General features: G+C 66.3%; 31 protein-coding genes and 1 pseudogene. 20 read left to right on the top strand and 12 right to left on the bottom strand.

What is annotated here, in order from left to right:
• Positions 1 to 144: 144 nt before the first annotated feature.
• Positions 145 to 516 carry a nuclear transport factor 2 family protein gene (locus RSO01_RS00765; RefSeq protein WP_147145175.1) on the top strand — a complete coding sequence of 124 codons (372 nt, stop codon included), beginning with the start codon at positions 145 to 147 and terminating at the stop codon, positions 514 to 516.
• A 13-nt stretch (positions 517 to 529) separates the two neighbouring features.
• Entirely contained in the window at positions 530 to 1,414 is an 885-nt protein-coding gene (locus RSO01_RS00760; protein ID WP_147145173.1) for an alpha/beta fold hydrolase, read from the top strand.
• Here RSO01_RS00760 and RSO01_RS00755 read toward each other — a convergent pair.
• Positions 1,362 to 1,883 carry a GFA family protein gene (locus tag RSO01_RS00755; RefSeq protein ID WP_246157923.1) on the bottom strand — a complete coding sequence of 174 codons (522 nt, stop codon included), beginning with the start codon at positions 1,881 to 1,883 and terminating at the stop codon, positions 1,362 to 1,364. The genes RSO01_RS00760 and RSO01_RS00755 overlap by 53 nt on opposite strands.
• A gap of 75 nt (positions 1,884 to 1,958) precedes the next feature.
• On the opposite strand from RSO01_RS00755, the gene RSO01_RS00750 reads away from it, so the two are divergent.
• Entirely contained in the window at positions 1,959 to 2,477 is a 519-nt protein-coding gene (locus RSO01_RS00750) for a PRC-barrel domain-containing protein (protein ID WP_147145169.1), read from the top strand.
• Positions 2,478 to 2,481: 4 nt separating this feature from the next.
• A complete protein-coding gene (locus RSO01_RS00745) occupies positions 2,482 to 3,771 on the top strand; it encodes an MFS transporter (RefSeq protein ID WP_147145167.1) in 1,290 nt (429 codons plus the stop codon).
• Here RSO01_RS00745 and RSO01_RS00740 read toward each other — a convergent pair.
• Complete coding sequence (locus tag RSO01_RS00740; protein WP_170302772.1) at positions 3,768 to 4,205, bottom strand: YybH family protein; 438 nt, start codon at positions 4,203 to 4,205, stop codon at positions 3,768 to 3,770. The two genes, RSO01_RS00745 and RSO01_RS00740, sit on opposite strands and share 4 nt — an antisense overlap.
• Positions 4,206 to 4,315: 110 nt before the next feature.
• On the opposite strand from RSO01_RS00740, the gene RSO01_RS00735 reads away from it, so the two are divergent.
• Together RSO01_RS00735 and RSO01_RS00730 are read left to right on the top strand one after the other, a co-directional pair.
• Positions 4,316 to 5,788 carry an oligosaccharide flippase family protein gene (locus tag RSO01_RS00735; protein WP_170302771.1) on the top strand — a complete coding sequence of 491 codons (1,473 nt, stop codon included), beginning with the start codon at positions 4,316 to 4,318 and terminating at the stop codon, positions 5,786 to 5,788.
• A 55-nt stretch (positions 5,789 to 5,843) separates the two neighbouring features.
• The gene (locus RSO01_RS00730) at positions 5,844 to 6,581 is read left to right on the top strand and encodes a DUF72 domain-containing protein (protein ID WP_147145161.1); all 738 of its coding nucleotides are present in this window, start codon (positions 5,844 to 5,846) and stop codon (positions 6,579 to 6,581) included.
• 446 nt (positions 6,582 to 7,027) lie between these two features.
• On the opposite strand, the pseudogene RSO01_RS00725 reads toward RSO01_RS00730, so the two are convergent.
• Positions 7,028 to 7,472: pseudogene (locus RSO01_RS00725) on the bottom strand (carboxymuconolactone decarboxylase family protein).
• 107 nt (positions 7,473 to 7,579) lie between these two features.
• Between RSO01_RS00725 and RSO01_RS00720 the strand changes: the two are divergent.
• From RSO01_RS00720 to RSO01_RS00700, 5 genes are read left to right on the top strand one after another with little or no spacing between them, the layout of a single operon-like run.
• Positions 7,580 to 7,999 (top strand): ArsR/SmtB family transcription factor, encoded by a 420-nt coding sequence (locus RSO01_RS00720; protein WP_147145159.1) that lies wholly within the window; start codon positions 7,580 to 7,582, stop codon positions 7,997 to 7,999.
• Positions 7,909 to 8,340: an SRPBCC family protein gene (locus tag RSO01_RS00715; protein ID WP_147145157.1), complete on the top strand. Its 432-nt coding sequence runs from the start codon at positions 7,909 to 7,911 to the stop codon at positions 8,338 to 8,340. The genes RSO01_RS00720 and RSO01_RS00715 overlap by 91 nt, the downstream gene beginning before the upstream one ends.
• On the top strand, positions 8,337 to 9,194 hold the full coding sequence (locus tag RSO01_RS00710; protein WP_147145155.1) for a transglutaminase domain-containing protein: 858 nt from the start codon (positions 8,337 to 8,339) through the stop codon (positions 9,192 to 9,194). The genes RSO01_RS00715 and RSO01_RS00710 overlap by 4 nt, the downstream gene beginning before the upstream one ends.
• Positions 9,195 to 9,205: 11 nt before the next feature.
• Complete coding sequence (locus RSO01_RS00705; RefSeq protein WP_147145153.1) at positions 9,206 to 9,940, top strand: DUF899 domain-containing protein; 735 nt, start codon at positions 9,206 to 9,208, stop codon at positions 9,938 to 9,940.
• A 40-nt stretch (positions 9,941 to 9,980) separates the two neighbouring features.
• Positions 9,981 to 10,454: a VOC family protein gene (locus RSO01_RS00700; RefSeq protein WP_147145151.1), complete on the top strand. Its 474-nt coding sequence runs from the start codon at positions 9,981 to 9,983 to the stop codon at positions 10,452 to 10,454.
• Positions 10,455 to 10,499: 45 nt separating this feature from the next.
• Here RSO01_RS00700 and RSO01_RS00695 read toward each other — a convergent pair whose 3' ends face one another.
• Together RSO01_RS00695 and RSO01_RS00690 are read right to left on the bottom strand one after the other, a co-directional pair.
• The gene (locus tag RSO01_RS00695) at positions 10,500 to 10,973 is read right to left on the bottom strand and encodes a gamma-glutamylcyclotransferase family protein (protein ID WP_147145149.1); all 474 of its coding nucleotides are present in this window, start codon (positions 10,971 to 10,973) and stop codon (positions 10,500 to 10,502) included.
• Positions 10,958 to 12,244 carry an adenylate/guanylate cyclase domain-containing protein gene (locus RSO01_RS00690; RefSeq protein WP_170302770.1) on the bottom strand — a complete coding sequence of 429 codons (1,287 nt, stop codon included), beginning with the start codon at positions 12,242 to 12,244 and terminating at the stop codon, positions 10,958 to 10,960. The genes RSO01_RS00695 and RSO01_RS00690 overlap by 16 nt, the downstream gene beginning before the upstream one ends.
• A 67-nt stretch (positions 12,245 to 12,311) precedes the next feature.
• Here RSO01_RS00690 and lipP1 point away from each other — a divergent pair, with 67 nt between their 5' ends.
• A complete protein-coding gene (lipP1, locus tag RSO01_RS00685; protein WP_147145145.1) occupies positions 12,312 to 13,373 on the top strand; it encodes a LipP1 family hormone-sensitive lipase in 1,062 nt (353 codons plus the stop codon).
• A gap of 2 nt (positions 13,374 to 13,375) precedes the next feature.
• A complete protein-coding gene (locus tag RSO01_RS00680) occupies positions 13,376 to 14,008 on the top strand; it encodes a TetR/AcrR family transcriptional regulator (RefSeq protein WP_170302769.1) in 633 nt (210 codons plus the stop codon).
• Between the two features lie 111 nt (positions 14,009 to 14,119).
• Here the strand turns inward: RSO01_RS00680 and RSO01_RS00675 are convergent, their stop codons facing one another.
• Positions 14,120 to 14,989, bottom strand: a complete 870-nt coding sequence (locus RSO01_RS00675; RefSeq protein WP_147145141.1) for a fumarylacetoacetate hydrolase family protein — start codon at positions 14,987 to 14,989, stop codon at positions 14,120 to 14,122.
• A 97-nt stretch (positions 14,990 to 15,086) separates the two neighbouring features.
• On the opposite strand from RSO01_RS00675, the gene RSO01_RS00670 reads away from it, so the two are divergent.
• Positions 15,087 to 15,710: a hypothetical protein gene (locus RSO01_RS00670; RefSeq protein ID WP_147145139.1), complete on the top strand. Its 624-nt coding sequence runs from the start codon at positions 15,087 to 15,089 to the stop codon at positions 15,708 to 15,710.
• 4 nt (positions 15,711 to 15,714) lie between these two features.
• Here the strand turns inward: RSO01_RS00670 and RSO01_RS00665 are convergent, their stop codons facing one another.
• From RSO01_RS00665 to RSO01_RS00655, 3 genes are read right to left on the bottom strand one after another with little or no spacing between them, the layout of a single operon-like run.
• Positions 15,715 to 16,383 carry an HAD family hydrolase gene (locus tag RSO01_RS00665; RefSeq protein ID WP_147145137.1) on the bottom strand — a complete coding sequence of 223 codons (669 nt, stop codon included), beginning with the start codon at positions 16,381 to 16,383 and terminating at the stop codon, positions 15,715 to 15,717.
• A complete protein-coding gene (locus RSO01_RS00660; RefSeq protein ID WP_147145135.1) occupies positions 16,380 to 17,045 on the bottom strand; it encodes an HAD family hydrolase in 666 nt (221 codons plus the stop codon). Before RSO01_RS00660 ends, RSO01_RS00665 begins: the two co-directional genes overlap by 4 nt.
• Positions 17,042 to 17,863 carry an HAD-IIB family hydrolase gene (locus RSO01_RS00655; RefSeq protein ID WP_308933078.1) on the bottom strand — a complete coding sequence of 274 codons (822 nt, stop codon included), beginning with the start codon at positions 17,861 to 17,863 and terminating at the stop codon, positions 17,042 to 17,044. The genes RSO01_RS00660 and RSO01_RS00655 overlap by 4 nt, the downstream gene beginning before the upstream one ends.
• A gap of 54 nt (positions 17,864 to 17,917) precedes the next feature.
• On the opposite strand from RSO01_RS00655, the gene purB reads away from it, so the two are divergent.
• The gene (gene purB, locus RSO01_RS00650) at positions 17,918 to 19,243 is read left to right on the top strand and encodes an adenylosuccinate lyase (RefSeq protein ID WP_147145133.1); all 1,326 of its coding nucleotides are present in this window, start codon (positions 17,918 to 17,920) and stop codon (positions 19,241 to 19,243) included.
• Between the two features lie 100 nt (positions 19,244 to 19,343).
• Here the strand turns inward: purB and RSO01_RS00645 are convergent, their stop codons facing one another.
• The 3 genes from RSO01_RS00645 to RSO01_RS00635 all read right to left on the bottom strand — a co-directional run bounded on the left by RSO01_RS00645 (position 19,344) and on the right by RSO01_RS00635 (position 21,889).
• Complete coding sequence (locus RSO01_RS00645) at positions 19,344 to 20,504, bottom strand: LLM class flavin-dependent oxidoreductase (protein ID WP_147145131.1); 1,161 nt, start codon at positions 20,502 to 20,504, stop codon at positions 19,344 to 19,346.
• Between the two features lie 29 nt (positions 20,505 to 20,533).
• Positions 20,534 to 21,301 (bottom strand): SDR family NAD(P)-dependent oxidoreductase, encoded by a 768-nt coding sequence (locus RSO01_RS00640; protein ID WP_246157917.1) that lies wholly within the window; start codon positions 21,299 to 21,301, stop codon positions 20,534 to 20,536.
• Between the two features lie 261 nt (positions 21,302 to 21,562).
• Positions 21,563 to 21,889: a DUF1476 domain-containing protein gene (locus RSO01_RS00635; RefSeq protein WP_147145127.1), complete on the bottom strand. Its 327-nt coding sequence runs from the start codon at positions 21,887 to 21,889 to the stop codon at positions 21,563 to 21,565.
• A 105-nt stretch (positions 21,890 to 21,994) separates the two neighbouring features.
• Here RSO01_RS00635 and RSO01_RS00630 point away from each other — a divergent pair, with 105 nt between their 5' ends.
• From RSO01_RS00630 to RSO01_RS00610, 5 genes are all read left to right on the top strand, one after another.
• The gene (locus tag RSO01_RS00630) at positions 21,995 to 22,843 is read left to right on the top strand and encodes an HTD2 family dehydratase (RefSeq protein ID WP_147145125.1); all 849 of its coding nucleotides are present in this window, start codon (positions 21,995 to 21,997) and stop codon (positions 22,841 to 22,843) included.
• Positions 22,844 to 22,875: 32 nt separating this feature from the next.
• The gene (locus tag RSO01_RS00625; RefSeq protein ID WP_218037203.1) at positions 22,876 to 23,397 is read left to right on the top strand and encodes a hypothetical protein; all 522 of its coding nucleotides are present in this window, start codon (positions 22,876 to 22,878) and stop codon (positions 23,395 to 23,397) included.
• Between the two features lie 34 nt (positions 23,398 to 23,431).
• Complete coding sequence (locus RSO01_RS00620; RefSeq protein ID WP_246157916.1) at positions 23,432 to 24,469, top strand: glycosyltransferase family 2 protein; 1,038 nt, start codon at positions 23,432 to 23,434, stop codon at positions 24,467 to 24,469.
• Between the two features lie 17 nt (positions 24,470 to 24,486).
• On the top strand, positions 24,487 to 25,191 hold the full coding sequence (locus RSO01_RS00615; protein ID WP_147145121.1) for a class I SAM-dependent methyltransferase: 705 nt from the start codon (positions 24,487 to 24,489) through the stop codon (positions 25,189 to 25,191).
• A 148-nt stretch (positions 25,192 to 25,339) separates the two neighbouring features.
• A complete protein-coding gene (locus RSO01_RS00610; RefSeq protein ID WP_147145119.1) occupies positions 25,340 to 26,128 on the top strand; it encodes an enoyl-CoA hydratase/isomerase family protein in 789 nt (262 codons plus the stop codon).
• The last annotated feature ends 49 nt before the right edge of the window (positions 26,129 to 26,177 follow it).

The raw sequence follows: 26,177 nt of genomic DNA, 5'->3' as shown, positions 1-26,177 counted from the left end.
TCGACCGCCTGATGTCGCCGCCATAGGTTCGGCGCCATGGAAAGACGAGACCTGATCCGAGCAATCGTCGCGGTCGGCGTCGCAGCGTCGCCGGCGCTGCCCAGCCCCGCTGGAGCCCAATCCCCATCTCAAAGGAGCAAGGCGATGAGCAACGCCAACGAAGTCGTGGTGCGATACCTCGCGGCATGGAACGAACCCGAGCCCAAGCGGCGGCGCGAGCTGGTGGCCAAGGCCTGGACCGACGACGGCACGTACGTCGACGCCGCGCGCGACGGCAAAGGCCATGACAGCCTGGAGGCCATGATCGCGACGGCGCAAGGCCACTTCCCCGGCTACCGGCTGCGCCTGGCCAGCGGCATCGAGGCGCATCACGACTACGTGCGGTTCAGCTGGGTGGCCGGCGGCACTGCGGATGCGCCGCTCTACATCAAGGGCACCGACTTCGTCGTCGTGGCCGGCGACGGCCGTATCAAGTCGGTCGTCGGCTTCGTCGACGCCGCACCCGCGCGCAGCTGATCGGGAGGTCGCGATGGACCGGAGAAGTGCGACAACCTCGATCGCTGCTGGCGCCGTCGCGACCCTCGTCGCCGCCGGCAGCCGGCCGGCCGCGGCCAGGGTGCCGGTCGCAGCGCGGCCTTCCTTCATCGAGACCGACGATGGCGCGAGCCTGTTCCACCTCGATTGGGGAACCGGCAAGCCCGTGGTGTTCACCCATGCCTGGAGCCTCAATGCCGACATCTGGGAGTACCAGCTCGTCGAGCTGGCCGACCAGGGCTTGCGCTGCGTCGCCTATGACCGGCGCGGCCACGGACGGTCGAGCGATCCGGGGCGCGGCTACGACTACGATCGCCTGGCCGACGACCTGGCCGCGGTCATCGACCAGCTCGACCTCAGCGACGTCACGCTGGTCGCCCACTCGATGGGCAACGGCGAAGCGGTGCGATACCTGCGCCGACACGGCAGCGCACGCATCGCCCGCCTGGTGATGCTGAGCACGGTCCCGCCTCAGTCGACCAGCGACTTCAGCCCGCTCATCGCCGGCCTGAAGCAGGACCGGCCGGCCTTCCTTGCCAAGGGCGTCACCGCTTTCACCGGCGGCCATCCCGCCGTTTCACCCACCTTGACCGAGTGGATCGTCGCCCAGTTCATGCGGGCCTCGCCGAAAGCCACCATCGACTGCATGCGCGCCATCGCCGGCGGCGACTTCCGCGCGGACATGCAGGCCGTCACCGTGCCGACCTTGATCGCCCATGGCGACAAGGACGTGGTCAACCCGCTGGACACGACCGCCAGGAAGGTCGCTGAGCTCATACCGGGCTCGACGCTCAAGGTATATGAGGGCGCGCCGCACGGGCTCGTCATCACTCATCGGGATCGTCTGGCGCGGGATATCCTGTCCTTTGCCCACGGATGACCTGACGCCGCTTCTTCTTGGCAGGCCGCTCCCATACAACGCCGGGATAGCCCTTTAACGGAACGAGCGGCTCGCCGAGATACGTCCAGTCCTGCAGCTCGGCGATGGCGATGTGATAGCGCGGCTCGCGCCCTGTGCGGCTGCTGAACAGCGCACGCGGTATGTTGATCATCTGCGGCGAGTGCGCCCGTTCGTAGAGGATGGGCGTTCCGCAGTGGGAGCAGAAGCCTCTCGTCGTCCTGGTCGCCTTGTCCTCAAAGCGTGTGATCTTCGCCTGGCCCTTGGTCACGCGAAAGCGACTGCGCCAACTGCCGACATAGGTCGCGTAGGCGGCACCGTGCGCCCGCCTCGTCGCGCCGGAATGATCGTGCCAGGCCCACCGCGCCGGAACGCCGATCTCGAACTGAACCGCGCCACAAAGGCACTGGCCTGTCGCCGCTGCTGTGTTCTCTGTCGTCGCTTTGGCCACGTTCGCCTCTCCCGCGGCAACCCGGAGCCGCGTGCGGAGTTGATCCTTGAGCTGAAATTCGCGCGGGGGCATTCCATGATCAAGAAGTTCGCAGCTGTCCTGCTGGTCGTGGCGCTGACCGCGTTCGCCGCGGCGGGCCAGACCGAAGGCGGCGCGCAAGGACAGGCACCTGCCCCGGTACCGGCACCTGCCCCGACACCGGCACCTGCCCCGGCACAGCCACCGCCACCTGTCCCGGCACAGGCGCCCGGCCAGCCCTCGGTCACCGTGCTCGACACACTGGAAGTGCAGGGCATCCTCGGTCGCGAGGTCCGCAGCCTCGCCGACGAGAACATGGGCCGCATCGTCGACGTCCTTGTCGACGGACAAGGTGCGACTCGCGCCGCCATCATCGACTTCGGCGGCTTCCTGGGCGTCGGCAGCCGCAAGATCGCCGTCGCCTGGCAGGCGCTGCACTTCGTGCCGGCGGCGGAAAAACGCTATGGCATCGTCCTCGAACTGACGCGCGACCAGGTAAAGCCGGCACCGGAGTACAAGGAAGGCCGCCCGATCATCGTGATCGTGGCTTCGGGCAAGCTCGAGCCCCTGCCGTAGCGCCATGCCGGTGACGGAGCTTCCCTCTCCTTCGCCGCCGCATCCATCCAGTCGCAGCCTCAAACGGCTCGACTGGTTCATCTTTCTTGTCGCCGACGTGCAGACCGGTTTCGGGCCGTTCGTCGCCGTCTATCTCACATCGCAGCAATGGACGCAGATCGAGATCGGCCTGGTGCTGACCGTGGCCGGCCTGGTCTCGCTGCTGGGCCAGATCCCAGGCGGTGCGCTGGTCGATGCCGTGCGCTCCGAGCGCGTGGTCGCGGCGGTGGCCGTGACCCTGATCGCCATCAGCGCGATGGTCTATGCGACCTTCCCGATCTTTCCGGCAGTGTTGCTCGCCGCGACCCTGCACGCCGCTGCAAGCTGCGTCCTGGGGCCGGCTATCGCCGCGATCAGCCTGGGTCTCGTCGGCCACGCCGCGATCGGCGAGCGCTTTGGCCGCAACGCGCGCTTCGCCTCGATCGGCGCGGGGCTGTCGGCGGCGGTGATGGGCGGCTTCGGCTACTTCTTCTCGCCCCAGGCCGTGTTCTTCGTGACCGCGGCGCTGCTCGTGCCGACACTGCTGGTGCTGCGCGGCGTCGCGGCAGCGGAAATCGACCCGGAGCGCGCGCACGGCAACCTGCCGGAGATGCGTACCGGCAAGCCGCCGGTCGATCTGCGCAGCCTGCTCAGCAAGCGCGCCCTGCTGGTGTTCGGCTGCTGCATCCTGCTGTTCCATCTCGCCAATGCCGCCATGCTGCCGCTGATGGGCAGCGTGCTCACCACGCGCTCGGGCCAGTGGGCCACCGTGCTGATCGGCGCCTGCATCGTCGGCCCGCAGATCGTGGTCGCCCTGTTCTCGCCCTGGGTCGGCCGGCAGGCGCAGCGCATCGGCCGCAAGCCACTGCTGATCGCGGGCTTCGCGGCACTGCCGATTCGCGGCCTGCTGCTCGCCACGGTGAGCGACCCCTACCTGCTGGTCGCCGTGCAGCTTCTCGATGGCCTGACCGCCGCTGTGATGAGCGTCATGGTGCCGCTCACCATCGCCGATCTGACGCGCGGCTCGGGTCGCTTCAACCTCACCCAAGGCGTGGTCGGCACCATGATGGGCGTGGGCGCCTCGATCAGCCCCACCTTCGCCGGCTACATGAGTGACACGTTCAGCAGCTCGGTAGCCTTCATGGGCCTGGCGGCCGTCGCGCTATGCGCCCTGGCCACCGTGTGGTTCCTGATGCCCGAGACGCGCCCTGCCGCTGACGACCTTCGAACGCACCCTTCAGGCGATGGCTGCCGATCTTCCTCGTCGTCGCCCTAAGGTTTGAGCGTGAACGAGACCTTCCCGCTCGCCATGTCGAACGGCAGGGAGCTGTGCTCGTGGACGATCTGCCACTTGTCGCCGACCAGGCGCAGTCCCTGCGTGGCGCGCCACCACATGTCGACCTGCTGGCCCGTCTTGAGTCGACCAGCGACATGGTGCAGGCCGTGGCAGAACGCCACGCCGTGGCCCGGGACGACGACGAGCTCGCGGATTTCATACGCCATCGGTCCGTCATAGCCATCGAACCATTGCTGGGCACGACGCCGCAGGTCGGCCGCTCCCTTGTATTGCAGAGGCTCGAGCAGATCGTAGGCCACGACGTCCGCCGCATGATGAGACACCAGGCGTGCCGCGTCCTTTGCCTGCACGGCCTCGATCCGGTCGTTCATGATGGCGTGGATTTCGGCCTCGACCGCCGCTGGTGTTGCCATGGTCATTGCGTGACAACGCCCGCACTGCAGTCCTGTTCCCGGGGGTGTCAAAGCTGTGTCCGGCCGCCACGGCCGTTGTCCTGCCCGGGTTCGGGATGAGACATCGGTGCATGCAAATCAGTTCTTCGATCGATGCGCCGGCGGCGCCCCCCGCTTATCGCCGACGCACGATCGCCACGAACTTCATCGCCATGACCGCCGTCAGCGGCATCGTCCTGCTGGTCGGCATCTTCGCCACCGCCTACAGCCGCCGCGTCCTCGGTCCGGCCGCGATCGGCCAGGTGAACTGGAACGCGGCCCTGCTCGCCTTCCTCGCCCTTCTCGCCAGCCCGGGCCTGGCGATGGTGGGACAGCGTGACATCGCCGCCAACCCCAAGCAGACCGCGTCGATCACCTCGCTGGTGATCGGCCTCCAGATGCTGTTCGGCCTCGCGGCCTATGCCGTCGTCGCGGCGATCGCGCTCCTCGATCCGCGTGGCGGGCAAGCCAGCACCCTGCTGCTGATCCAGGGCGTCATCATCCTGATCAATGCCGGCAGCACCATCTGGGTCCTGCAGGCGCATCAACGCATGGCCGGGCCCGCCATCGCCTCGCTGGTCATCAACCTGCTGCAGATCCCCGCGCTGCTCCTGCTGATCCGCGAGCCGGGCGACATCTACCTGTTCGCCGCCTACACGTTGCCCTTCTCGCTCGCCCTGGTGGGCTATTACTTCTGGTACCTGCAGCACCACGGCATCCTGCGCCTGGCCGACGTGCGCCCGCGCCTCGCTGCCGGCGGCAAGCTCCTGTCCGAAGCGTGGCCGCTCGCGCTGTCGTTGCTGGCGGTGCTGGTGGTCTACAACGGCGGCGCGATCCTGCTGGGCTTCAGCCACAGCGATACCGAGGTCGGCCTCTACACCACGGCCTACAAGCTGATGTTCATCTCGACCGTGGTGAGCGGCGCCATGATGAACGCCTACTTCCCGGTGCTGTCCCAAGTCGCGGGCGACACCCAGCAGGCCAAGCGCGTGGCACACGACTTCGCCACCCTGATGGTCTGGATGGGCCTGCCGATCGCCGCTCTCGGCTGGGCCTGCGGCCGGCATGTCAACGATCTGCTGTTCGGCGCCCAGTTCGCCGCGGCGGGACCGTATTTCGAATGGCTGTGCCTGGTCGTGGCGCTCACCTTCACCAACATCGGCCTGGGCACGCCGTTGCTGGCCTGGGGGCATCAGAAGCTGCATCTGAAGATCATCGCCATGTCGGCCGTGGCCAGCCTGGCGCTGAACATCGTGTTGATCCCGCGCTACGGCAGCTGGGGCGCGATCGCGGCCCTGCTGGCGGCCGAGACGATGAGCGTCACGATGCTCGCGATCGCCCGCCGGCGCCTGGAGCTCGGGCGCTTTGCGCTATTGCCGCTGCTGATCCCGCCGCTTCTGTGCTCGCTCGCGGTCGCCCTCGGCATCGCCTTCCTGCCCGCCCCGGCTCACCAATTCTGGTGGCTCGAGGTCGCGATTGGCGCGGCGCTGCTGGGCGGTTGTCTGCTGCTCTTCGAGCGACGCATCGCCAAGGCGGCCTGGTCTCTGGCGAGACGAGCACGCTAGACCCGATGGTGGGCGGCCTGCCATTCTACCGCCAAAGCCCATCGCGGAGCATCCAATGGCAGGCAAGATCTATGTCGGTATCGGCGGCTGGACCTTCGAGCCGTGGCGCGGCGTCTTCTATCCCGACGACCTCAGCCAGAAGCGCGAGCTGGAATATGCCAGCCGCAAGCTGAGCTCGATCGAGATCAACGGTACCTACTATTCCAGCTTCAAGCCGACGAGCTGGGCGAAGTGGCACGACGAGACGCCGGACGGCTTCGTCTTCGCCGTGAAGGCCTCGCGCTTCTGCACCAACCGCCGGGTGCTCGCCGAAGCCGGCGAATCGGTGCAGCGCTTCTTCGCCCAGGGCATCGTCGAGCTCAAGGACCGGCTGGGCCCGGTGAACTGGCAGTTCATGGGCACCAAGAAGTTCGACCCGGAGGACTTCGAGGCGTTCCTGAAGCTGTTGCCCAAGGAGGTCGGCAAGCTGCCGGTCCGCCACGCGCTGGAGGTCCGGCACGACAGCTTCAAGGACAAGCGTTTCTACGACCTCGCCCGCAAGTACAACGCCGCCATCGTCTTCGCCCACGACGAGGACTTCCCGGAGATCGACGAGCCGACCGCCGACTTCACCTACGCCCGCCTGATGGGCTCGCAGGAGAAGGTCAAGACGGGCTACAAGCCCGCCGAGCTCGACCAGTGGGCCAAGCGCGCCAAGGGCTGGGCCAAGAAGGGCGACGCCTTCGTCTACTTCATCTCGGGCGCCAAGGTGCGCAATCCGGCGGCCGCGCAGGCGCTGATGGAGAAGGTCTGATCGTTCTTCGCACAGCTTTTGACGGGCTGAACGGCAACGGGATCGCGTTCCTCGGCGCGGCGAGATGATTTTCCGGCATTATCGGCATTTCCGACGGAGGTCGTAGCGGCGCGTCGGACGCCGACCCACTACCCATGGGGCGTGCCGGCGAACTCGGACATTTTACGCAAATATCGCAACGGGGTTTTTCACTCGACCGGAGGGGACCGGGTCCGGCGGCGGCGTCCGGACGCGATGGTATCGGATGAACGATGCATAGAGCAGAGCCGCCGGGAGGCAGGCACAAGGATAATATAACTGAAGTGATTTAACGGGTCAACTACGGTTTTAGTTTTTGCGCTCCATAGGCGGTCGATCGACGCAATTACTCCGGGGTCGGGGACCGGTGCCAGCAGTGCTGGCAATCTCATCGGCCCCGCGCCCGTCATGATCACTGTGCAGAGCTACTAGCTGCCCGGCGGTCGGCGCAGGCTGATTGCCAGGCGATTGAACAGGTTGATCAGGCCGATCGCGATCGTCAGGTCGGACACTTCCTTGGGTTGGAACTCGGCCGACACGGCGGCGAAGGCCTCGTCGGAAGCGTGGGTCTCGGAGACCCGAGTCACTTCCTCGGCCCATTGCAGGGCAGCCTTCTCCTTTGTCGAAAAAAAATCGCCTGCCTCGCGCCACGCCTGAAGCAGCATGATCTTTTCGACCGGCACGCCCTCCTCCTGGAGATCGCGCGAGTGCGAGTCGATGCAGTAGGCGCAGCCGTTGATCTGCGAAGCCCGCAGGAAGACCAGATCGAGCAGGATTTTGGGCAGGCCTGAATTCAAGACGTATGTGTAGACGCCGCCGACGGCGCGCACGCCCGGGGTTCGAGAGCTTCTGGTAGTCGAGACGCTGGGTCATAGTCAGCTCCTGGAAGGCGGGCAGCCTCCCACGGGACCGCCTCTTTCCACCAGATAGACCGATGGTCATCTTGACTCGGGGCGGCCGACCTCCTTACACTTAACTTTATGGTTAACTATCAAACCGCCGTGCTCGACCGCACCTTCGCCGCCCTGGCCGATCCGACCCGGCGCGCCCTGCTGGCACGGCTCGACGAGGAGGAAGGGCTCACCGTCAGCGAGCTGGCGCGGCCTTTCCCGGTCTCCCTGCCCGCCATCATGAAGCATCTCGACGTGCTGTCGGACGCCGGCCTGATCGAGCGCACCAAGACGGGCCGCACGGTGACCTGCCAGCTCAAGGCCGCGCCCATGGAGCAAGCGATGAACTGGCTGGCCCGCTACGAGCGCTACTGGACCGAGCAGCTCGACCGTCTCGCTGCATTCCTGGAGGAAGATTCATGGCAAGCAAACCCAGCCTCGCCCTCAAGCGGCGCTTCAAAGCGTCGCCGGCGCAGCTCTTCGAGGCCTGGACGCAGCCGCAAAAAATGATCCGCTGGTGGGGCGTCACCGGCCATCCCAAGACGCCCATCGCCGAGGCCGACGTCAAGGTCGGCGGCCGCTTTCGCGTTCAGTTCCACACGCCGGACGGCGAGCACCAAAGCGTGAGCGGCGTCTATCGCGAGATCGTGCCGGAGCGAAAGCTGGTCTTCTCCTGGGCCTGGCAGAGCACGCCCGAACGCGAATCGCAGGTCACGGTCGATTTCAAGCCCGACGGCGAGTCCACCATCCTCACCCTGACGCACGAGCAGTTCTTCGATGAGAAGGCGCGCGACGATCATCGCCGCGGCTGGACGCTGGCCCTCGACAATCTGGAGAAGGTCTTTCCATGAACACTGACGCCTTTCGCGCCCCGATCTCGATGAGCGACGCCGGAGCCAAGGCTGCCTTGCTGGACGGACTGCCGCGGGACGTCGGCAGGCTGGCCGAGGTCGTACAGGGCGTGCTGATCCACGAGCATATCGCGCCCGCCTACGGCGTTACCCTGTCAGCCGAGCAGCATAAGCAGGCTCACGTGCGCGGCGTCGAGAAGATGCTCGACTGCATCACCCGCCAGGACAGTCGGCCGTTGCCGCAGGCACGTCCGCCGGCTGCTCGCGTGGTCGGCGTCTGCCGGCACTTCACGCTCCTGCATGTCGCCATGTTGCGGCGGCAGGGAATGGCGGCGCGGGCGCGTTGCGGCTTCGGCGCCTACTTCGAGAAGGGCAAGTTCGTCGACCATTGGGTCACGGAATACTGGAACGAACGCGCGCAGCGCTGGCTGCTGGTCGATGCCCAGCTCGACCAGCGCCAGCGTGAGCTGTTCGGCATCGCCTTCGATCCGCTCGACGTGCCGCGCGATCAGTTCGTGGTGGCAGGCGACGCCTGGCGGCTGTGCCGGAGCGGCAAGGCCGATCCCGGCGCATTCGGCATCCTCGACATGCACGGATTGTGGTTCATCGCGGGCAACGTCGTGCGCGACGTCGCCGCGCTCAACAATCGCGAGATGCTGCCGTGGGATGTGTGGGGCGCCATGGCTCAAACCGACTCCGAGCTCGACCTGCCCTTCATCGACCGCCTGGCCGAATTCTCGCACGCGCCCGATCGCCACTTCGGCGACCTGCGTGCGATCTACAAGGACAAGCGCGTCGCCGTGCCCAGCACGGTGTTCAACGCCGTCCTCAACCGTCCCGATCCCGTCCACTGAAGGAGGCCATCATGCAGGCGCACAAGACCGTCTCTCGCGACGAATGGCTGGAAGCGCGGCGCGCGCTGCTCGCCAAGGAGAAGGCGCATCTGCGCGCGCACGACGAGCTCGCGCGACAGCGCCGCGAGCTGCCCTGGGTCAAGGTCGACAAGAGCTACGTGTTCGACGGCCCCGACGGCCGCGAGACGCTCTCCGACCTGTTCGCCGGTCGCAGCCAGCTCATCGTCAAGCATTTCATGTTCGGGCCGGACTGGCAGGAAGGCTGTGTCGGCTGCTCATTCGGCGCCGACCAGATGGAAGGCTCGCTCATCCATCTCGCCCATCATGACGTGATGGTGGTCGCCGTCTCGCGCGCGCCGTACGCCAAGATCGCGGCCTTCCATAAGCGCATGGGCTGGCCCTTCAAATGGGTGTCGTCGGCCGGCTGCGATTTCAATTTCGACTACAATGTGTCGTTCACGGAGGAGCAGAAGACCAAGGGCAAGGTCTTCTACAATTTCGAGGAACGGGATTGGATGAGCGACGAGCTACCCGGCTTCAGCGTCTTCACAAAGGATGAGACGGGCCAGATTTTCCATACCTATTCGGTATTTGCCCGCGGCACCGAGGATGTCGGCACGGTCTACGGCTTCCTCGACATCACGCCCAAGGGGCGCAACGAGCCGCCTGGCGGGAACCTCTCCCACTGGGTCCGCCACCACGACAAATATGAGGAAAAGGCCGGAAATTCCTGCTGCCACGGCTGAGCCGGACTGGGTAGACTGCCGGCCAACGTAGGAGGGATGGATGCCCGCACTTTCGTTGGACCACTGGAATATCTACTGCAAGGACCTCGACGCCACGGTGCGCTTCTATGAGCGCTACGTGGGTCTCAAGAACGGCGACCGCCCGCCGTTCATGTTCCCCGGCGCGTGGATGTATGCCGGCGACAAGGCGATCCTGCACATCGTCTCGGAGACCGACCGCAAGGATCATGGCAGCGGCGCCATCGACCATGTCGCCATCAACTGCTCCGACATCCGCGGCACGATCGACCAGATCAAGAAGGACGGCCTGCCGTACGAGGTCCGCAAGGTGCCGGCGCGGCCCCTGCAGCAGGTCTTCGTGCACGATCCCGATGGCGTCATGATCGAGCTGAACTTCTGGCACGAAGCCGACGTGCCCGAGCTCCAGGAGACCGGCAAGGCGCCGGTCGCCCGCGACGAGCTCGCCAAGAAGGCGAAGGCCAAGGGCAAGAAGCAGCTCGCCGGCGCGAAGTAATCTTGCCGGACCGCGGGCCTCCAGGCCCGCGGTCCGACAAGAGGCTCAATCCACTGTCGGCGTCTCGCCCAGCTGGCGGAAATAGTCCTCCGGCAGCAGGTCGCGGCCGGCCAGGAGATGGCTGAGATACTCGCGGGTCGGACACAGGTTCTCGCCCGTCAACAGCGCCACATAGGTGATCGCTTCGACCGCGACTCCGGTGTCGCCGCGCCAAACCGGCACGGTCCGCCGCTCATAATGACCGCCGACCACGCCCTCGTAGCGGTCGAGCACCTCGAACCCCTTCGCCGGCAGCAGGTTCAACGTACCGTGCACCACCTCGCCCGGCGCCAGCATGATGTTGCCCGCGCCGGTGCCCGGCACGCGCCCCTGCTTGTTGAAGGCGAGCCGCCAGCCATCGAGCCGACCTGCAATCCGCTCGCCCAGGCCGATGCCTTCCGGCTTCAGCCGTTCCTCGAACAGCCTGAGCGCGCTCATGTTGGAGCCGTAGGCGAAGTACCAGCTCAGACCACTTTCCATACCCGCACTTCCTCGTCGTAGCCGCGGATGGGCAAGGGCCCGAGATCGGTCGCGCCGTCGGCGCCAGTCGTCGCGAGATGGACGGCGCTCGAGACCAGGAGCTGCGAGCCCGTCTCCTTGGTGAGCTGCTCCAGGCGCGCCGCCAGGTTCACGGTATCGCCGATCACCGTGTACTCCTTGCGTTGCGGCGAGCCGACCGTGCCGGTTACCGCCTTGCCGAGATGGATTCCGATGCCCACCCGCAACGTCTTGTCAGGCCGCGTCTTGTTCCAGCGCTCGACCGCCTCCAGCATGCCGTGCGCCGCAGCCAGGGCGTTGACCGCCGCCTTGGGATCGTCGAGCGGCGCGCCGAAGATCGCCAGGAAGCCGTCGCCCAGGAACTTGTTGATGATGCCGTTGCTGCGATCGACGATCTCGATCATCTCGGCGAAGAAGTCGTTCAGCAGCGCCACGGTCTCATCGGCCGGCCGCTTGCGGGTCATGGCGGTGAAGCCCCTGATGTCGAGAAACAGCACGCAGACCTCGCGCAGCTCGCTCGGCGGGTCGCTGTGGGAAGCAAGCAGCCGATCGACCACGGCGGGCGACACGTGCTGGCCGAACATGTTGGTGACGCGGTCGCGCGCAACCGCGGCAGCCACCGACTTCTCGAACTGCCGGCGCAAGCTGCCAGCCACGATGCCGGCGATCACGCCGCAGCCCAGCAGTACGATGCTGCGGCTGAGATTGTAGAGCAGCGAGTGCTCAGGCACATCGGAGAAGAGTTCCAGCGGCACGAACAGCAAGACCAGCAGGAACTGCTGCACAGCCGCAACGGCGCCCGTCCATAGCGACAGCCAGAAGTCGAGCCGGAGCGTCGAAAGCAGCACGAACACGAAATAGAGCAGCGGCGGCCAATAACCGAACACCGCCTCTGGCGCCATGTGATGCGCCAACGCGAAGATCAAGACGCTCGGCATGCTGGTCTCGATGAAGGCGTTGCCAAAGCGGGCGTAGCGCGGAAAGTCCCTGTCGTGGGACGCCCGCCAGCGCAGCGCGAACAACACGACGACTTCATAGAGGGCGAAGGGACCGATGCCCGCGAGCGGCAGCCACCAGGCCAATCCCTGGTGGAACATGCTGTGGATCAGGCCGGGGAGAAAGTTCACGGCGCACAGCGTCACCCCGAGCAGCGCCACCAGGATGACGGCGAGCACCCGCACTCGCTGGATCTCGCTGCGCAGGATCTCGCGGCGCAGCTCGTTGGCATAGCCGTCTGGGGTCGCTTCAGCCATCGGACGCACCAACCTAACCGGCAGCCCGAGGCTCCACAACGGCGGGGCGGGATGGTAGGAACAGGTCATGCCGCTCAAGGAGATCGCGCGCGAACTGCAGGGCAAGGCCGCCAACCTCGCCGTGCGCATGCCGATTGCCTGGGTGAATATCCTGGCCGGCCCGTCGGTGGCGGTCGACGGCCGCACACTCGACGGCCGCACCCAGTGGCTGCTGCAGCTGCTGGCGCGCAGCGGCCAGCCGCCGATCGAGCAGACCACCGTCCTCGAGGCGCGCGCCGGATACGACGCCTTCATGCTCGAGATGGGCGGCCGCGCCGCGCCGATCGGCGAGATGGTCGATCGGACCATCGCCGGGCCGGCGGGCCGCCTGCGCATTCGCCTCTACCGCCCCGCCGGCGCGGTGGCGCGCCTGCTGCCGGCGATCCTCTATTTCCATGGCGGCGGCTGGGTGATGGGCAGCCTCGAAGGCTACGATCTGGTGTCCCGCTACTTCTGCGCCCGTGCCGGGTGCGCGCTGGTCGCGGTCGACTACCGGCTCGCCCCCGAGCACAAGTTTCCCGCCGCCATCGACGATGCCGTCGCCGCCCACCGGTGGCTGCAGGCCGAGGCCATGGGCCTAGGCATCGATCCGGCGCGTATCGTCGTCGCAGGCGATTCGGCGGGGGGCAATATCGCCGCCGTGGCCGCGCAGCTTCTGCGCGGCGAGGAACGTCCGCCCTGCCTGCAATGGCTGATCTTTCCGGCCACGGACTTCAGCTTCGACACCCCCTCCTTCAGGAGCTGTGGCGAGGGCTTCATGGTGACCCGCGCGGCCATGGAATGGTTCCGCGGTCACTATCTCAACGGCCAGGCCGACATCGGCGACCCGCGCGCCTCGCCGCTCAAGGCCAACGATCTTTCGGGCCTGCCGCCGGCGCTGGTCTATACGGCGGGCTTCGATCCGGTGCGCGATGAGGGACAGGCCTATGCCGATCGCCTGACGGCGGCCGGCGTGAAGACCATCCACCACGAATTCGATTCGCTGATCCATGGTTTCGTCGGCCTGCGCGGCACAGTATCCGCCGCGGCGCGGGCAATGGACGACATGGTGGCGGGCCTGCGGCACGAACTGGCGCAACTCGGAAGATGAGCATGGGCGACGACGGCCAAATCACGGTAGAACAGCGCGAGCGCTCGGGGCGGCGCGAGCAGAACAAGGCGGAGAACCGCACGGCGCTGCTCAAGGCAGCGCGCGCGGTGTTCGCCGAAATGGGGTATGGCGCGGCGAGCGTGCGCGACATCGTGCGCCGCACCGACCTCGCCTCCGGCACCTTCTACAACTACTTCAAGGACAAGGACGAGATCTTCGAGGCGGTGGTCGGCGAGCTGACCGGCGAGATCCTGAAGCGCCATCACAACGGCCGAGCCAAGGCCACGACCGCCGAGGCGTTCTTCCGCGCCCACTACGCGGTCTATTTCGAGTTCATCGTCGAGGACGCCGAGCTGCTGGCGCTGGCCCGCAAGAACTTCACCGCCATCCGCACCCTGCTCGACAAGCCCGACGTGCGCGCCCTGGCGCTTGCCCTGAACGACGACATCCGCGCCGCCATCGCCTCGGGCGTGCTGCCGAATGTCGACGTCAGCTACCTCGCCGCCGCCATGGCCGGCGTCGCCTTCGAGATCTCGATCGTCATGGTAGCGCGCGACCCGGTCGATCCCGCCGGCGCCGCCGAATTCGCCACGCGCCTGATGATGGGCGGCCTCGACCACGTGCCGCGGCGGTAGTTCTCTCGCCGGAGCGCGGACCTCCAGGTCCGCTCATGGTCTTCCGGACCGCGAGCCTCCGGCTCGCTCATGACTCATGAGCGGACCTGGAGGTCCGCGCTCCGGCAAAAACTACGCCCCCTGCACGATCGGATTGCGCAGCACGCCGATCTTCTCGATCTCGACCTCGCAGACGTCGCCCGGCTTCAGCCAGTTCGGCGGCGTGCGCCCCGAAGCGACACCCGAGGGCGTACCAGTGATGATGATGTCGCCGGGATCGAGCGTCATGACCTTGGAGATTTCGTGCACCAGGGTCGGCACATCGAAGATCAGGTCGTCGGTATTGCTGTCCTGCATGACCTCGCCGTTGACGCGGGTCATGATGCGCAGGGGCGCCCCGCCCGGCGGCAATTCGTCGGAGGTCACGATGTCGGGGCCGAAGCCGCCGGTGCCGTCGAAGTTCTTGCCCAGCGTCCACTGGCTGCCCTTGAACTGCCAGTCGCGCACCGAACCATCGTTGAAGCAGGCATAGCCCGCAATCACGCCGAGCGCCTTCTCCTTCGGCACGTTGCGGCACTTCTTGCCGATCACGATGGTGAGTTCGGCCTCCCAGTCGAGCTGGGTGCTGTGGCTCGGCATCGGCATCTTGCCGTTGTGCGGCGCCAGCGTGTTGTTGAAGCGGCAGAACACGATGGGATACGGCGGGATGGGGTTTCCGGTCTCCTCGGCGTGCTTGCGGTAGTTGAGCCCGATGCACAGGATCTTGCCCGGGTTCGGGATCGGGCAGAGGTATTTGGCCGACTTCGCCGACACCGTGGCGCCTGCCTTGAGCTTGGTGCAGGCCTTGGCGACCTCCGCCTGGACCTTCTTGCCGCCGGCCAGGATCTCGACGACCGACTTCGGCCCGCGCGGCATCTGCTTGCTGAGGTCGATGATCTTGCCATCATCCGTCTTGACGCCGACAACGGCCTTGCCGCCGTTCATGATGGTGCAAAGTCGCATTGATTCCCCCCTAAAAATTCCGCGTACTCGGTCGCGGCGTAAACTCCTCCGTCCCGCATCGACGGTCAAGCGCGACGCGTTTTTCCAGGTTCACATCATGCGATTTCTGCTCATCCTGGCGGCCCTCTTCCTCTCCTTCCCCGCTGCCGCCCAGCTCGTCGTGCCGCTCACCACACCTGACGGCCGGGTCGCCTGCACGCAGGGCATGACCGGCGTCGGCCGTCCGCCGGACTGGCAGCCGGTCCCCGATCCCGACGCGCCCGACGGCTGGGCGCTTACGGAAGCGGCGAAAGATCCCGCCGACCTTCGCTTCCCGCTGTGTATCTCGGCGCAGGCCGTGACCCGCGACCTCGACGCCACCCTGCGCTTCAAGCCAATCAGTGGCACCCGCGCCCAGGTCGCCGGCCTGATGTTCCGCGCCCAGAGCGCCAGCGATTATTATGTCGTGCGGGCCAATTCCCTGGACAATTCGGTGCGCCTCTATCGCGTCGAGAAGGGCAAGCGCAGCCAGCTCGCGGCCAAGGATGCCCCGCTCGAGGCCGGGAAATGGCATTCATTGCGCGTAATCGCCGCCAACGACCGCTTCGAGGTGGCGCTCGACAGCAAGCCCCTGTTCGACGTCACCGATCGCAGCCTGCCGCAACCGGGGGCCATGGGTGTATGGAGCCAGGCCGACAGCGTGACCCGATATGGCTCGCTGCTGGTCTCGCCGGTGCGCTGAGCTGCTACGAACGCTCCGACCTGAACAGGCGACGGACATCGTGCAGGTTGCCCACAATGTGCAGGCAGAGCGTCTGCATCTCGTCGGTCACCGGCAGGAGATCGGGAACCATCACCGTCATCATGCCCGCCGCCGATGCCGCGCGGACGCCGTTGTGCGAATCCTCAAGGGCCAGGCAATGCTGGGGCTGCACCCCCAACCGGGCGGCAGCCCTCAGGAAAGGATCGGGGTCGGGCTTGTGACGCTCGCAGTCGTCATGGGCGACGATGTGATGAAACCGGTGGGCGAGGCCATGCGCCCCCAGATGATGGTCGACGGTCGCGCGCGACGACGTGGTGGCGATGGCCCTCGGCAAGTCGAGCTCGTCGAGAAGGCCGAGCAGCTCGGCGACACCGGGCTTCAGCGGCAGATCCCTGTCGACCATCTCCTGAAAGATGCGTCGCGCGACGGTCCTCAACTCGTCGACCGCAAAGGTCGGCCCGTAGAGCTCGATCAACCGGTTGCGCGTGACCAGCCAGGGGAAGCCGACCGTGCTGCGAAAGAACCCTGAGTCCATCTCATGGCCGAGCTCGGCCGCCGCAGCCAGCGCGGCTTCTTCATAGAGCCGCTCAGTGTCGAACAGCAGGCCGTCCATGTCGAACACGACGGCAGCAGGGGGCTGCGGAAGCTTCATCGCCGTTGCTCCACGAGGCGGCAGACGGCGTGCAGGTCGTCCACCACCAGAGTGCACAGGCCGTGGATTTCCTCGGTTGGCGCAATCAGGTCGGGAATCATGACCGCCATCATGCCCGCCGCCGAGGCCGATCGGATGCCATTATGCGAGTCCTCCAACGCCAGGCAGAGCGCCGGTGCAACGCCCAGCCGTTCGGCCGCCTTCAGGAAGGGATCGGGTGAGGGCTTGCCGCTGGTGTAGTCGCCGTGCCCGACGATCGCATGGAAACGATCGGCCAGTCCGAGCGCCGTCAGGTTGCGGTGGACCGAAGCATGCGTGTTCGACGTCGCGATCGCCCGCGGCAGCCCGAGCTCATCCAGCAGATCGAGCAGTTCGACGACGCCGGGCTTCAGCGGCAAACCCGCCGCGGCCAGCGCGTGGAAGTGCCGCCCCCACGTCGCGATCAGGGCCTGGAGCGGATAATCGGCGCCATAGTGGTCGAGCAGGAAGCGATGGTTCACCTCCCGCGATCTGCCGACCAGCTGGAGGAAGACGTCGTGGCTCATCGCGCATCCGACCTCGCGCGCGGCCGTCAGGATCGACTGGGCGTAGAGCCGTTCGCTGTCGAACAGCAGGCCGTCCATGTCGAAGACGACGGCGGCGGGCTGTCTGGGAAGCGTCATCGACGGGCCGCCAGCAGCGCTTCGGCCAGCTCGACGAACCCGGCGCCCGACCGGCCCGTCGTGATCCAGCGCGGCAGGTGATCCATGTCGGCGGCGAAGTCGTTCACGTTGGCCACGCCCACGGCATTGGGAAAGAAGCCGAACATCGGCGCATCGTTGGGCGAATCGCCGGAGAAGACGTAGCGGTCGCGCCTGCTGTCGACATCGACGCCGAACAGCTCGGCCATCATCTGTCGGCTGGTGGTGAGCTTGTCGTAGTCGCCGAACCACCCGTTGACGTGGATCGAGCTCACCTTGGCGTGCGCGCCGTGTTTCTCGAAGATCCGCACGATGCGCAGGATATCGTCGTGCGGCAGCGGCGGCACGTCCTCGCAGAAATCGACGGCGAGATCGGCGACGCGGTAGGGCTGGTCGGAGGCGATGCCCGCTCCCGGCACCTCGCGCAGCACCTCGGCGCGCACCGTCTCCAGCCGGTGGCGGCCATCGGCGCGCTCGGCCTCGCTCTGCACGAAGCGTGTCCGAAGCTTTTTCGCCTTGTCGTCGTGCCACATCCAGAAGGCGCCGTTCTCGCCCACCACGGCGTCGACCGGCCAGAAGCGGGCGATGAGGTCGCACCACCCGGCTGGCCGCCCGGTCACCGGGATCACGCGGAAACCGGCCTTTTTCAGCGCCTCCATGGCGCCATAGGCCTCGGCGGTGAGCTGGGAATGGGTCGAGACGGTCTCGTCGATGTCGGTCAGCACGCCCTCGATGGCGGCCAGGGTTTCGCGTGGGCATGCCGCCAGAGGGGTCATCGTCTTCTCGGTATTTCTGCTCATGGGCGACACTTCTTAACATGGCGCCGCCGACCCTTCGGGGCTAAAAGCCCGGCCATGCTTCCCCGCTACACCCGGCCGCAGATGGCCGCCATCTGGGCGCCCGAGAACCGCTTCCGCATCTGGTTCGAGATCGAGGCGCATGCCTGCGACGCCATGGCCGAGCTCGGGATCATCCCCAAGGACGCCGCCAAGGCGATCTGGGAAGGCGGCAAGAAGGCGATGGCAGCCTTGAAGGACGACCCCAAGGGCAACGTCGAGAAGGTCGACACCATCGAACGGGTGACCAAGCACGACGTGATCGCCTTCCTGACCTGGCTGGGCGAGTTCATCGGGCCGTCCTCGCGCTTCGTGCACCAGGGCATGACCTCGTCGGACGTGCTCGACACCAGCTTCTCCGTGCAGCTCACCGAGGCCGCCGACATCCTGATCGGCGACGTCGACCGCCTGCTCGCCGCACTCAAGAAGCGGGCGCTACAGCACAAGGACACGCTGACCATCGGCCGCAGCCACGGCATCCATGCCGAGCCCACGACTTTCGGCGTCAAGCTGGCCGGCCACTATGCGGCCTTCACCCGCAATCGAGCCCGGCTGGTCGCCGCGCGCGTCGAGATCGCGACCTGCGCTATTTCGGGGCCGGTCGGTACCTTCGCCAACGTCGATCCGCGGGTCGAGGAGCACGTCGCCAAGAAGCTAGGCCTCAGCGTCGAGCCGGTCTCCACGCAGGTGATCCCGCGCGATCGCCATGCCGCGTTCTTCGCGGCGCTGGCGGTCATCGCATCCTCCGTCGAGAATCTCGCCACCGAGATCCGCCACTTGCAGCGCACCGAGGTGCGGGAAGCCGAGGAGTTCTTCTCCGAGGGGCAGAAGGGTAGCTCCTCCATGCCGCACAAGCGCAATCCGGTGCTGACCGAGAACTTGACGGGGCTGGCCCGCGTGGTGCGCAGCGCCGTGATCCCGGCGCTGGAGAACGTGACGCTGTGGCACGAGCGCGACATCTCGCACTCCTCGGCCGAGCGCTATATCGCGCCCGACGCCACGGTGACGTTGGACTTCGCGCTCAATCGGCTGACCTCGGTGGTCGACCAGCTCGTGGTCTATGGCGACCGCATGAAGGGCAACCTCGATTCGCTGGGCGGGCTGGTGTTCTCCCAGCGCGTGATGCTGGCGCTGACCCAGAAGGGCATGAGCCGCGACGACTCCTATGCGGCCGTGCAGCGCAATGCGATGGAAGCCTGGCGCGGCAACGCCTCGTTCCTGGCGCTGTGCCGCGCCGACACGGACATCCGGCAATTCCTGTCGGATGACGAGTTGGTTGCGCTGTTCGACATGGGCTACCACACCAAGCACGTCGACACGATCTTCAAACGCGTGTTCGGATAGATCTTCGTCTTCCGGACCGCCGGCCTCCGGCCGGCTCATGATCATGATGCCGGCTGGAGCCGGCGGTCCGAAAGAGCATGAAGCGCCGCGTTGACCTCCGCTAGCCCGCCTTGGCCTTTTCGTAGCGCTCGATCTCGGTCATCACGGCCTGTGCCGACTCCGCTCCTGCGGTCTCGTGCTTGGCCTTGGCGTCGTCGTAGCTGGCCACGCGAAGCGTGTTCGACTGGCGCTGGAAGTGCGGATGGACATAGCGTGCCATCAGCTCGTAGCTCCGTTTCGTCGCTTCCCAATCGGCCCAGTTGTGTGCGAGCAGCAGGACCGCGCCGAAACCGCCATTGGAACCGAGCCAAAGCCGCTCGAAATGACGGATGCAGTCGTCCGGCGTGCCGATGCAGGCAAGCCCGCTGCTGGTCAGGAACTCGACGGGATCGCTGACGTCGGGTGGAATGATCGGGAAAGTGGCGACGTCGGTGAAGTACCGCGCGAAGTCCTTCAGCCCGTAGGCCATGTCGGCCCGTGCCTTCTCGCGAGTCTCCGCGACATGAGCAAAGGTGACGATGCGCCACTTCGCCCGATCGGACTTCTTGCCGGCCTTCGCCGCCGCCTCTTCGTGGATGGACCAGTTCTTGGCGTGACCCTGCAGCGCCTCGTCCGACGTGCCGCCGATCGACAGCATGCCGATGCCGTGCTTGCCTGAGGCCACGGCGCCGACGGGCGAGCGCGAGCAGGCGACAGCCATTTCCATCGCTGGCTGCGAATAGGGCATCAACTGCAGGCGAGCTTTGTTGAGGGTGAACCAGTCGCTCTGGCGGGTGATGGTTCCGCCCTGCATCAGCTCCATGATGCAATCGAGCGATTCGTTCATGCGCCGGCGCTGGTCTGCCGCCTTCAGGCCGATCTTGTCGGCATCGTAGATCAGCGCCCCCGGGCCGACGCCGAACATGGCGCGGCCGCGGGCCATGTGGTCGAGCTGCATCATGCGCGACGCCAGCGTGAAGGGGTGATGGTAAGGCAGCGACACCACGCCGGTGCCCAGCCGGATGTTGCGCGTGCGCTGGGCGGCGGCGGCCAGGAACATCTCCGGACAGGCGATGATCTCGAAGCCGCCCGAGTGATGCTCGCCGATCCAGGCCTCGTGGTAGTTGAGACGGTCGAGATGCTCGACCAGCTCCATGTCGCGTTCGATGGCGAGCGTCGGGTTCTCGCCCAGCGCGTGGAACGGCGCGAGAAAGATGCCGGTTCGGAGATAACGGTCCTGCATGTCGGTGCCTCGGGGTTAAGGGAGGGAGTTTAGACCGTCCGGAAGCCGCCGTCGGCCATGATGATGCTGCCGGTCACGTAGGCCGACATGTCCGACGCCAGGAAGACCGCGGGTCCTGCGATGTCCTCGGGCTTGCCGGCGCGGTTCAGCGGCGTGTGCCGCATGACCATGGCGACCATGTCGGGATTCTTGGCCCGCGCCTCGGCATTGATCCTGGTTTCGATCAGGCCGGGTCCGATGGCATTGACGCGCACGCCGTCCTTGCCGAGCTCCGCCGCGAGTGCCCGCGTGAAGCCCAGCACGCCGTGCTTGGAGGTCGTGTAGGCGGCCGAGTTCGGCCAGCTCACATGCACGAACGACTGGATCGAGCCGATATTGACGATCCGCCCCTTGGTCGCGCGCAGCTGGTCGAGGAAGGCACGCGTCACATTGAACACGCCGTCGAGATTGATCGACAGGATGTCGTCCCAGTCCTTGGCCACCGCAGCGGGATCGCCGGTCATCGGATTGCGGCGGTTGATGCCGGCGTTGTTGACCAGGATGGAGATGTTGCCGCCCTTGGCGACCTCGGCAGCGGCGGCCACGCAAGCCTGGCGGTCCGTGACATCGACCTTCAGCGCCGACGCCTTGCCGCCCGCGCCCGTGACGAGGTCGACGGTCTCGTTGGCGCCCTCGAGATTGGCATCGAGCACGACGACACGCGCACCTTCGCGCGCATAGGCCTGGCAGATCCCCTGCCCGATGCCCGATCCGCCGCCTGTGACGGCAGCGATGTGTCCTTGAAGAAGGCCGGCCACCAATTTCCTCCCGATCTGTCCAGAGAGGAAGAATGGCCTCTTGGCACCCGGAAGCGAAAGCCCGTCCGCTCGCCAAGCGATCTTGCCGGAGCGCTCATATTCTGTCGTCCTGAGCGCAGCGAAGGACCTCATCGCCGCTCGCAATTGGCATGAGATCCTTCGCTTCGCTCGGGATGACATGAAGCGGACCTGGACCTGCCTGCGCGAAGCCGAAGCGGCTTCGCTTCGGCGAAGGCAGGGGTCCGCGCTCCGGCGAGACGGCTAGCGCGTCTCGTTCATGATCTGCGCCTTGGCATCGACCAACAGGCGCTCGCTTTGCTTGCGGATGGTGTGGTCTTCGGTTGGCTTGCCGGCGGCGGCGAGATCCTTCACCAGCTTTTCCACGACATCATGATGGCCGGGCTTCTCCATGTCGGCCACGACCAGTTCCTTGGCATAGGCCTCGGCATCTGCGCCGGTCTTGCCCATCAGGCCTGCGGCCCACAGGCCCAGCATCTTGTTCCGGCGCGCGTTCGCCTTGAACTGCAGTTCCTGGTCGTGCTCGAACTTCTTCTCGAAGGCTCTTTCGCGCTCGTCGAACGTGGTCATGGCCGCTCCGGTTTGGCTCTTGCGCGGTATATAGCGACGTGGGCGACGTCTTTCCACCACTGGCTGGCGGTGGCAAAGTCGCAGGCGCCCGGAGGAAACGCCCCGATGTCATTGGAAAAGCTGCGCGAATGGGTCGGCCGCACGCAGGCCGTCGAGGATTTTGCCGCGCCCTTTCCGGTGCGTGCGCTGATCGCCACTTTCGACGAAAAGGACCCCGATCCAAGGCCCGGCGACGCCCTGCCGCCGCTTTGGCATTGGCTCTATTTCCTCGAGGCGGCACCCTTGTCGAAGGTCGCCGCTGACGGCCATGCCGAGCGCGGCGACTTCCTGCCGCCGGTGCCCTTGCCGCGCCGCATGTGGGCGGGCAGCCGCTTCGCCTTCACCGGTCCGCCAATCAAGGTCGGCCAGACGATCCGCCGCTCCTCGCGCATCAAGTCGGTCGAGCCCAAGAGCGGCACGACCGGCGACATGGTGTTCGTCACCGTGGAGCACACCGTGTCCGGGCCGGACGGCGTTTCCTTCGTCGAGGACCATGACATCGTCTATCGCGAGGCGGCCAAGCCCGGCGAAAAGCAGCGCGATCCCAAGCCCGCGCCGACCGACGCCACGTGGTCGAAGAAGATCATGGCCGATTCGGTCCTGCTGTTCCGGTTTTCCGCACTCACTTTCAACGGACACCGCATCCACTACGACCAACCTTATGTCACAGGCACCGAAGGTTATCCCGGGCTGATCGTTCACGGCCCGTTGATGGGCATGGTGCAAATCGAGTTGGCCCGTCGCGCCAATCCCGATAAGGTTGCGAAGAGTTTCGAGTTTCGCGCGCTGGCGCCGGTCTATGCTGGTGCCGCGTTTACGGTGCAGGCGCGTCGCGAGGGCGATGGGGGCGTCGCCACATGGATTGCCGACCGCACTGGCGGTTTGGTGCAACAGGGGAGAGTAGCATTCCAATGACCAAACACGTTCATCACGCAGGATGCGGCTGCATGGCGGCCCTGTCGCGCCGCTCGTTGTTCGGCATGGGCGTCGCGGCGGGCGCCGTGGCGCTGACCGCACCGCGTCTCGCCTTCGCCCAGAAGCCGACGCCCAGCCTCGAGTACGAGGCGATGCTGATGAACTGCATCGACCCACGCTTCTCCACCTGGACGTGGGCGTACATGGGCACCCAGGGCTGGCAGAACCTCTACAGCCAGTTCACCATCGCGGGCGGCCCGGTCGCAGCCGTCGTTGACAGTGACCCTTTCAAGACGTGGCAGAAGGCCTGGTGGGACAATCTCGCGATCTCGATCCAGCTGCACCAGGTCAAGCGTGTCGTCGGCCTCTGCCATCGCGACTGCGGCGCTGCCGTCCTGGCCTATGGCGACAAGATCAAGACGGACCCGGCCTTCGAGACCGCCAAGCTCAGCGAGGCGCTGCGGACCTTCCGTGCCGAGGTCAAGAAGCGCCACGGCCTCGACGCCGATCTCGGAATCATGGCCTTGAACGGTGCCGTCCAGGTCGTGACCTGATAGAATGGTGGGGTCCGACCGGTAACCTTCGTTCGTGCCCGAATCTGTCGTTCCCCACCCCCGATTGAGCGGCAACGCGCTGGAGCGGCAACTGGCCGGCCAGCGCGAACGCCGGCCGGCGAGTCCGCTGCTGTCGCTGGTCGTCCCGGTGTTCAACGAGGAGGAGTCGATCGACCTCTTCCTCGACACCGTCGTGCCGCTGATGGAGCGCGACGGCTTTCGCTTCGAGATCGTGTTCGTCAACGACGGCTCGCGCGACAACACGCTGGCACACCTGCTCGATCGCGGGGCGCTCGACCGACGCCTCAGGATCGTCAACCTGTCGCGTAATTTCGGCAAGGAAGCGGCGCTGACCGCCGGCATCGACCATGCGCGCGGCGACGTCATCGTGCCCATGGACATCGACCTGCAGGATCCGCCGGAACTGATCGAGCCCTTCATGGCGCGCTGGCGCGAGGGCTACGACATCGTCTACGGCGTGCGCACCCAGCGTGCCTCGGACACCGCGGCCAAGCGGCTGTCGGCCAACTGGTTCTATCGGGTGTTCAACACCATGTCGCCGGTGCGCATCCCGGAGAATGTCGGCGACTTCCGCCTGGTCGACCGCCGCGCCGTGCAGGTGCTGCGCCAGTTGCCCGAGCGCAATCGCTTCATGAAGGGGCTATTCGCCTGGGTCGGCTTCAACGCCGTCGGCGTGCCCTACGAACGGCCGCCGCGCGCCGCGGGCTCGAGCAAGTTCAACTTGTGGCGCCTGTGGAACTTCGCGCTGGACGGCGTGGTGAGCTTCTCGACCGCGCCCTTGCGTGCCTGGTTCTATGTCGGCGTGGTGATTGCGGCCATCGCCGTGCTCTATGCCCTGTTCATCGTTACCCGCGTACTGATCTTCGGCATCGACACGCCAGGCTATGCCTCGCTCTTGATCGCGGTGCTGTTGATGGGCGCGATCCAGCTTCTGTCGCTCGGCATCATCGGCGAATATCTCGGCCGCCTCTTCCTCGAGGTCAAAGGCCGGCCGATCTACGTGGTCGAAGGTGTGTACGAGAACGGGGACGTCCAGGCGCCGAAGTCCTGATCGCCCCAGACCAAGAAATGGACCTCAAGGAAGAAGACATCCTGGGCGCCGAGATCGGCCGGCACTGGTACTACCGGTCGAAGGCGGCGGCGCTCAGGCGCATGGTCGATGGCCTCAATGCCAGGCGCATTCTCGATATCGGCGCCGGATCGGGCTTCTTCTCCCGTCATCTGCTGGCCGAAGCCGGCGCGCAATCGGCATTGTGCGTCGACATCGGCTATCCCAGCGACCGCGACGACAGCGAAGGCGGCAAGCCCGTCCTCTATCGCCGCGACACCGGCCCGACCGACTGCGACCTGGTGCTGATGATGGACGTGCTGGAGCATGTCGACGACGATCGCGGCCTGGTCCGCCACTACGCCGCCAGGGTGCCCTCCGGCGCGCATTTCCTGGCGACGGTACCGGCCTTCCGCTTCCTGTGGAGCGGCCACGACGTCTTCCTCGAGCACAAGCGGCGCTATCGCCTTGGCGAGATCGAGACGACGATGCGCGATGCCGGCCTGCAGGTCGTCCACGGCGCCTACTATTTCGGCTTCGTCTTTCCCTTGGCAGCCGCAGTACGCCTCGCCACGCGCGGCGCGACGGAACCCAGGAGCAGCCTGAAGAAGCACGGCGCCCTCACCAACGGCATCCTGGCCACCGTGTGCGCTGCGGAACTGCCGCTCCTTACGGTCAACCGCTTGGCCGGATTGTCGGCCTTCGTGCTGGCGCGCAAGCCCTAGACGCTAATACCGTCATCCCGACCGGAGCCGAGCATAGCGAGGTGAAGCGGAGGGACCTTTTTTCCTTCTGCCGACAAGAACAGGCCCCTCGACTACGCTGCCCTTCGGGCAGCTTCGCTCGGGATGACGAAATATAGGAGGAACCCCCATGCCCGTTCTCTATCGCAAACAGGGCCACACAGGCATCCTGACGCTGAGCCGCCCCGAAGCGCGCAACTGTTGGGGGCAGGACTACAATGACGGCCTGCTACGCCATCTCGACGAGGCGACCGACGACGACGAGGTCCGCTCCATCATCCTGACGGGCGACGAGGCGGGCAGCGCCTTCTCTGCCGGCGCCAATCTGCGCGATCCCAACACCCACAACACGCGCTCGGCCGCCGCCTTCGTCAAGCGCGTGGGGCGGGCGCGCAACTTCCCGTCGAATCTGCTGGCCGACTTCCCCAAGCCCGTGATCGCGGCGGTCAACGGCTATGCCATCGGCATCGGCTGCATCATCACCTTCTGCTGCGACCTGGTGGTGGCCTCCGACCGGGCGGAGTGGCGCCTGCCGCAGGTGGCGCTCGGCATCCTGCCCAACTACGGCGGCGCAACGCGGCTCGCGCGCATCGTCGGCAAGGGCCTGGCGATGCGGGTCGCGATGGGCTTCCCGCTCAAGGCCGACGAGGCCCATCGCATCGGGCTGGCCCAATGGCTGGCGCCGCATGCCGAGCTGATGGCTCAGGCGCTGGCCGTCGCCGACCATATCGCCGGCCTGCCGCCGCTTGCCGTGCGCATGGTCAAGGAATCCATGAACCGCGGCCAGGACATTCCCAGCATCGCCGACGCCTCGCTGGTCGACGCCTACCGCTTCATGGTGCTGGAGATGAGCGAGGACAAGGCCGAGGCGCACGAGGCCTGGCGCGAGCGCCGCAAGCCACGGTTTCGCGGGCAGTAAGGATCATGCTCTTCCGGACCGCGAGCCTCCGGCTCGCTCAAGAATCATG

It is taken from the genome of Reyranella soli (assembly GCF_007992495.1).
GTDB classification, from domain to species: Bacteria; Pseudomonadota; Alphaproteobacteria; order Reyranellales; family Reyranellaceae; genus Reyranella; species Reyranella soli.
Note: the sequence above shows the minus strand (reverse complement) of the source record. Positions and strands in the feature narration are given on the sequence as shown.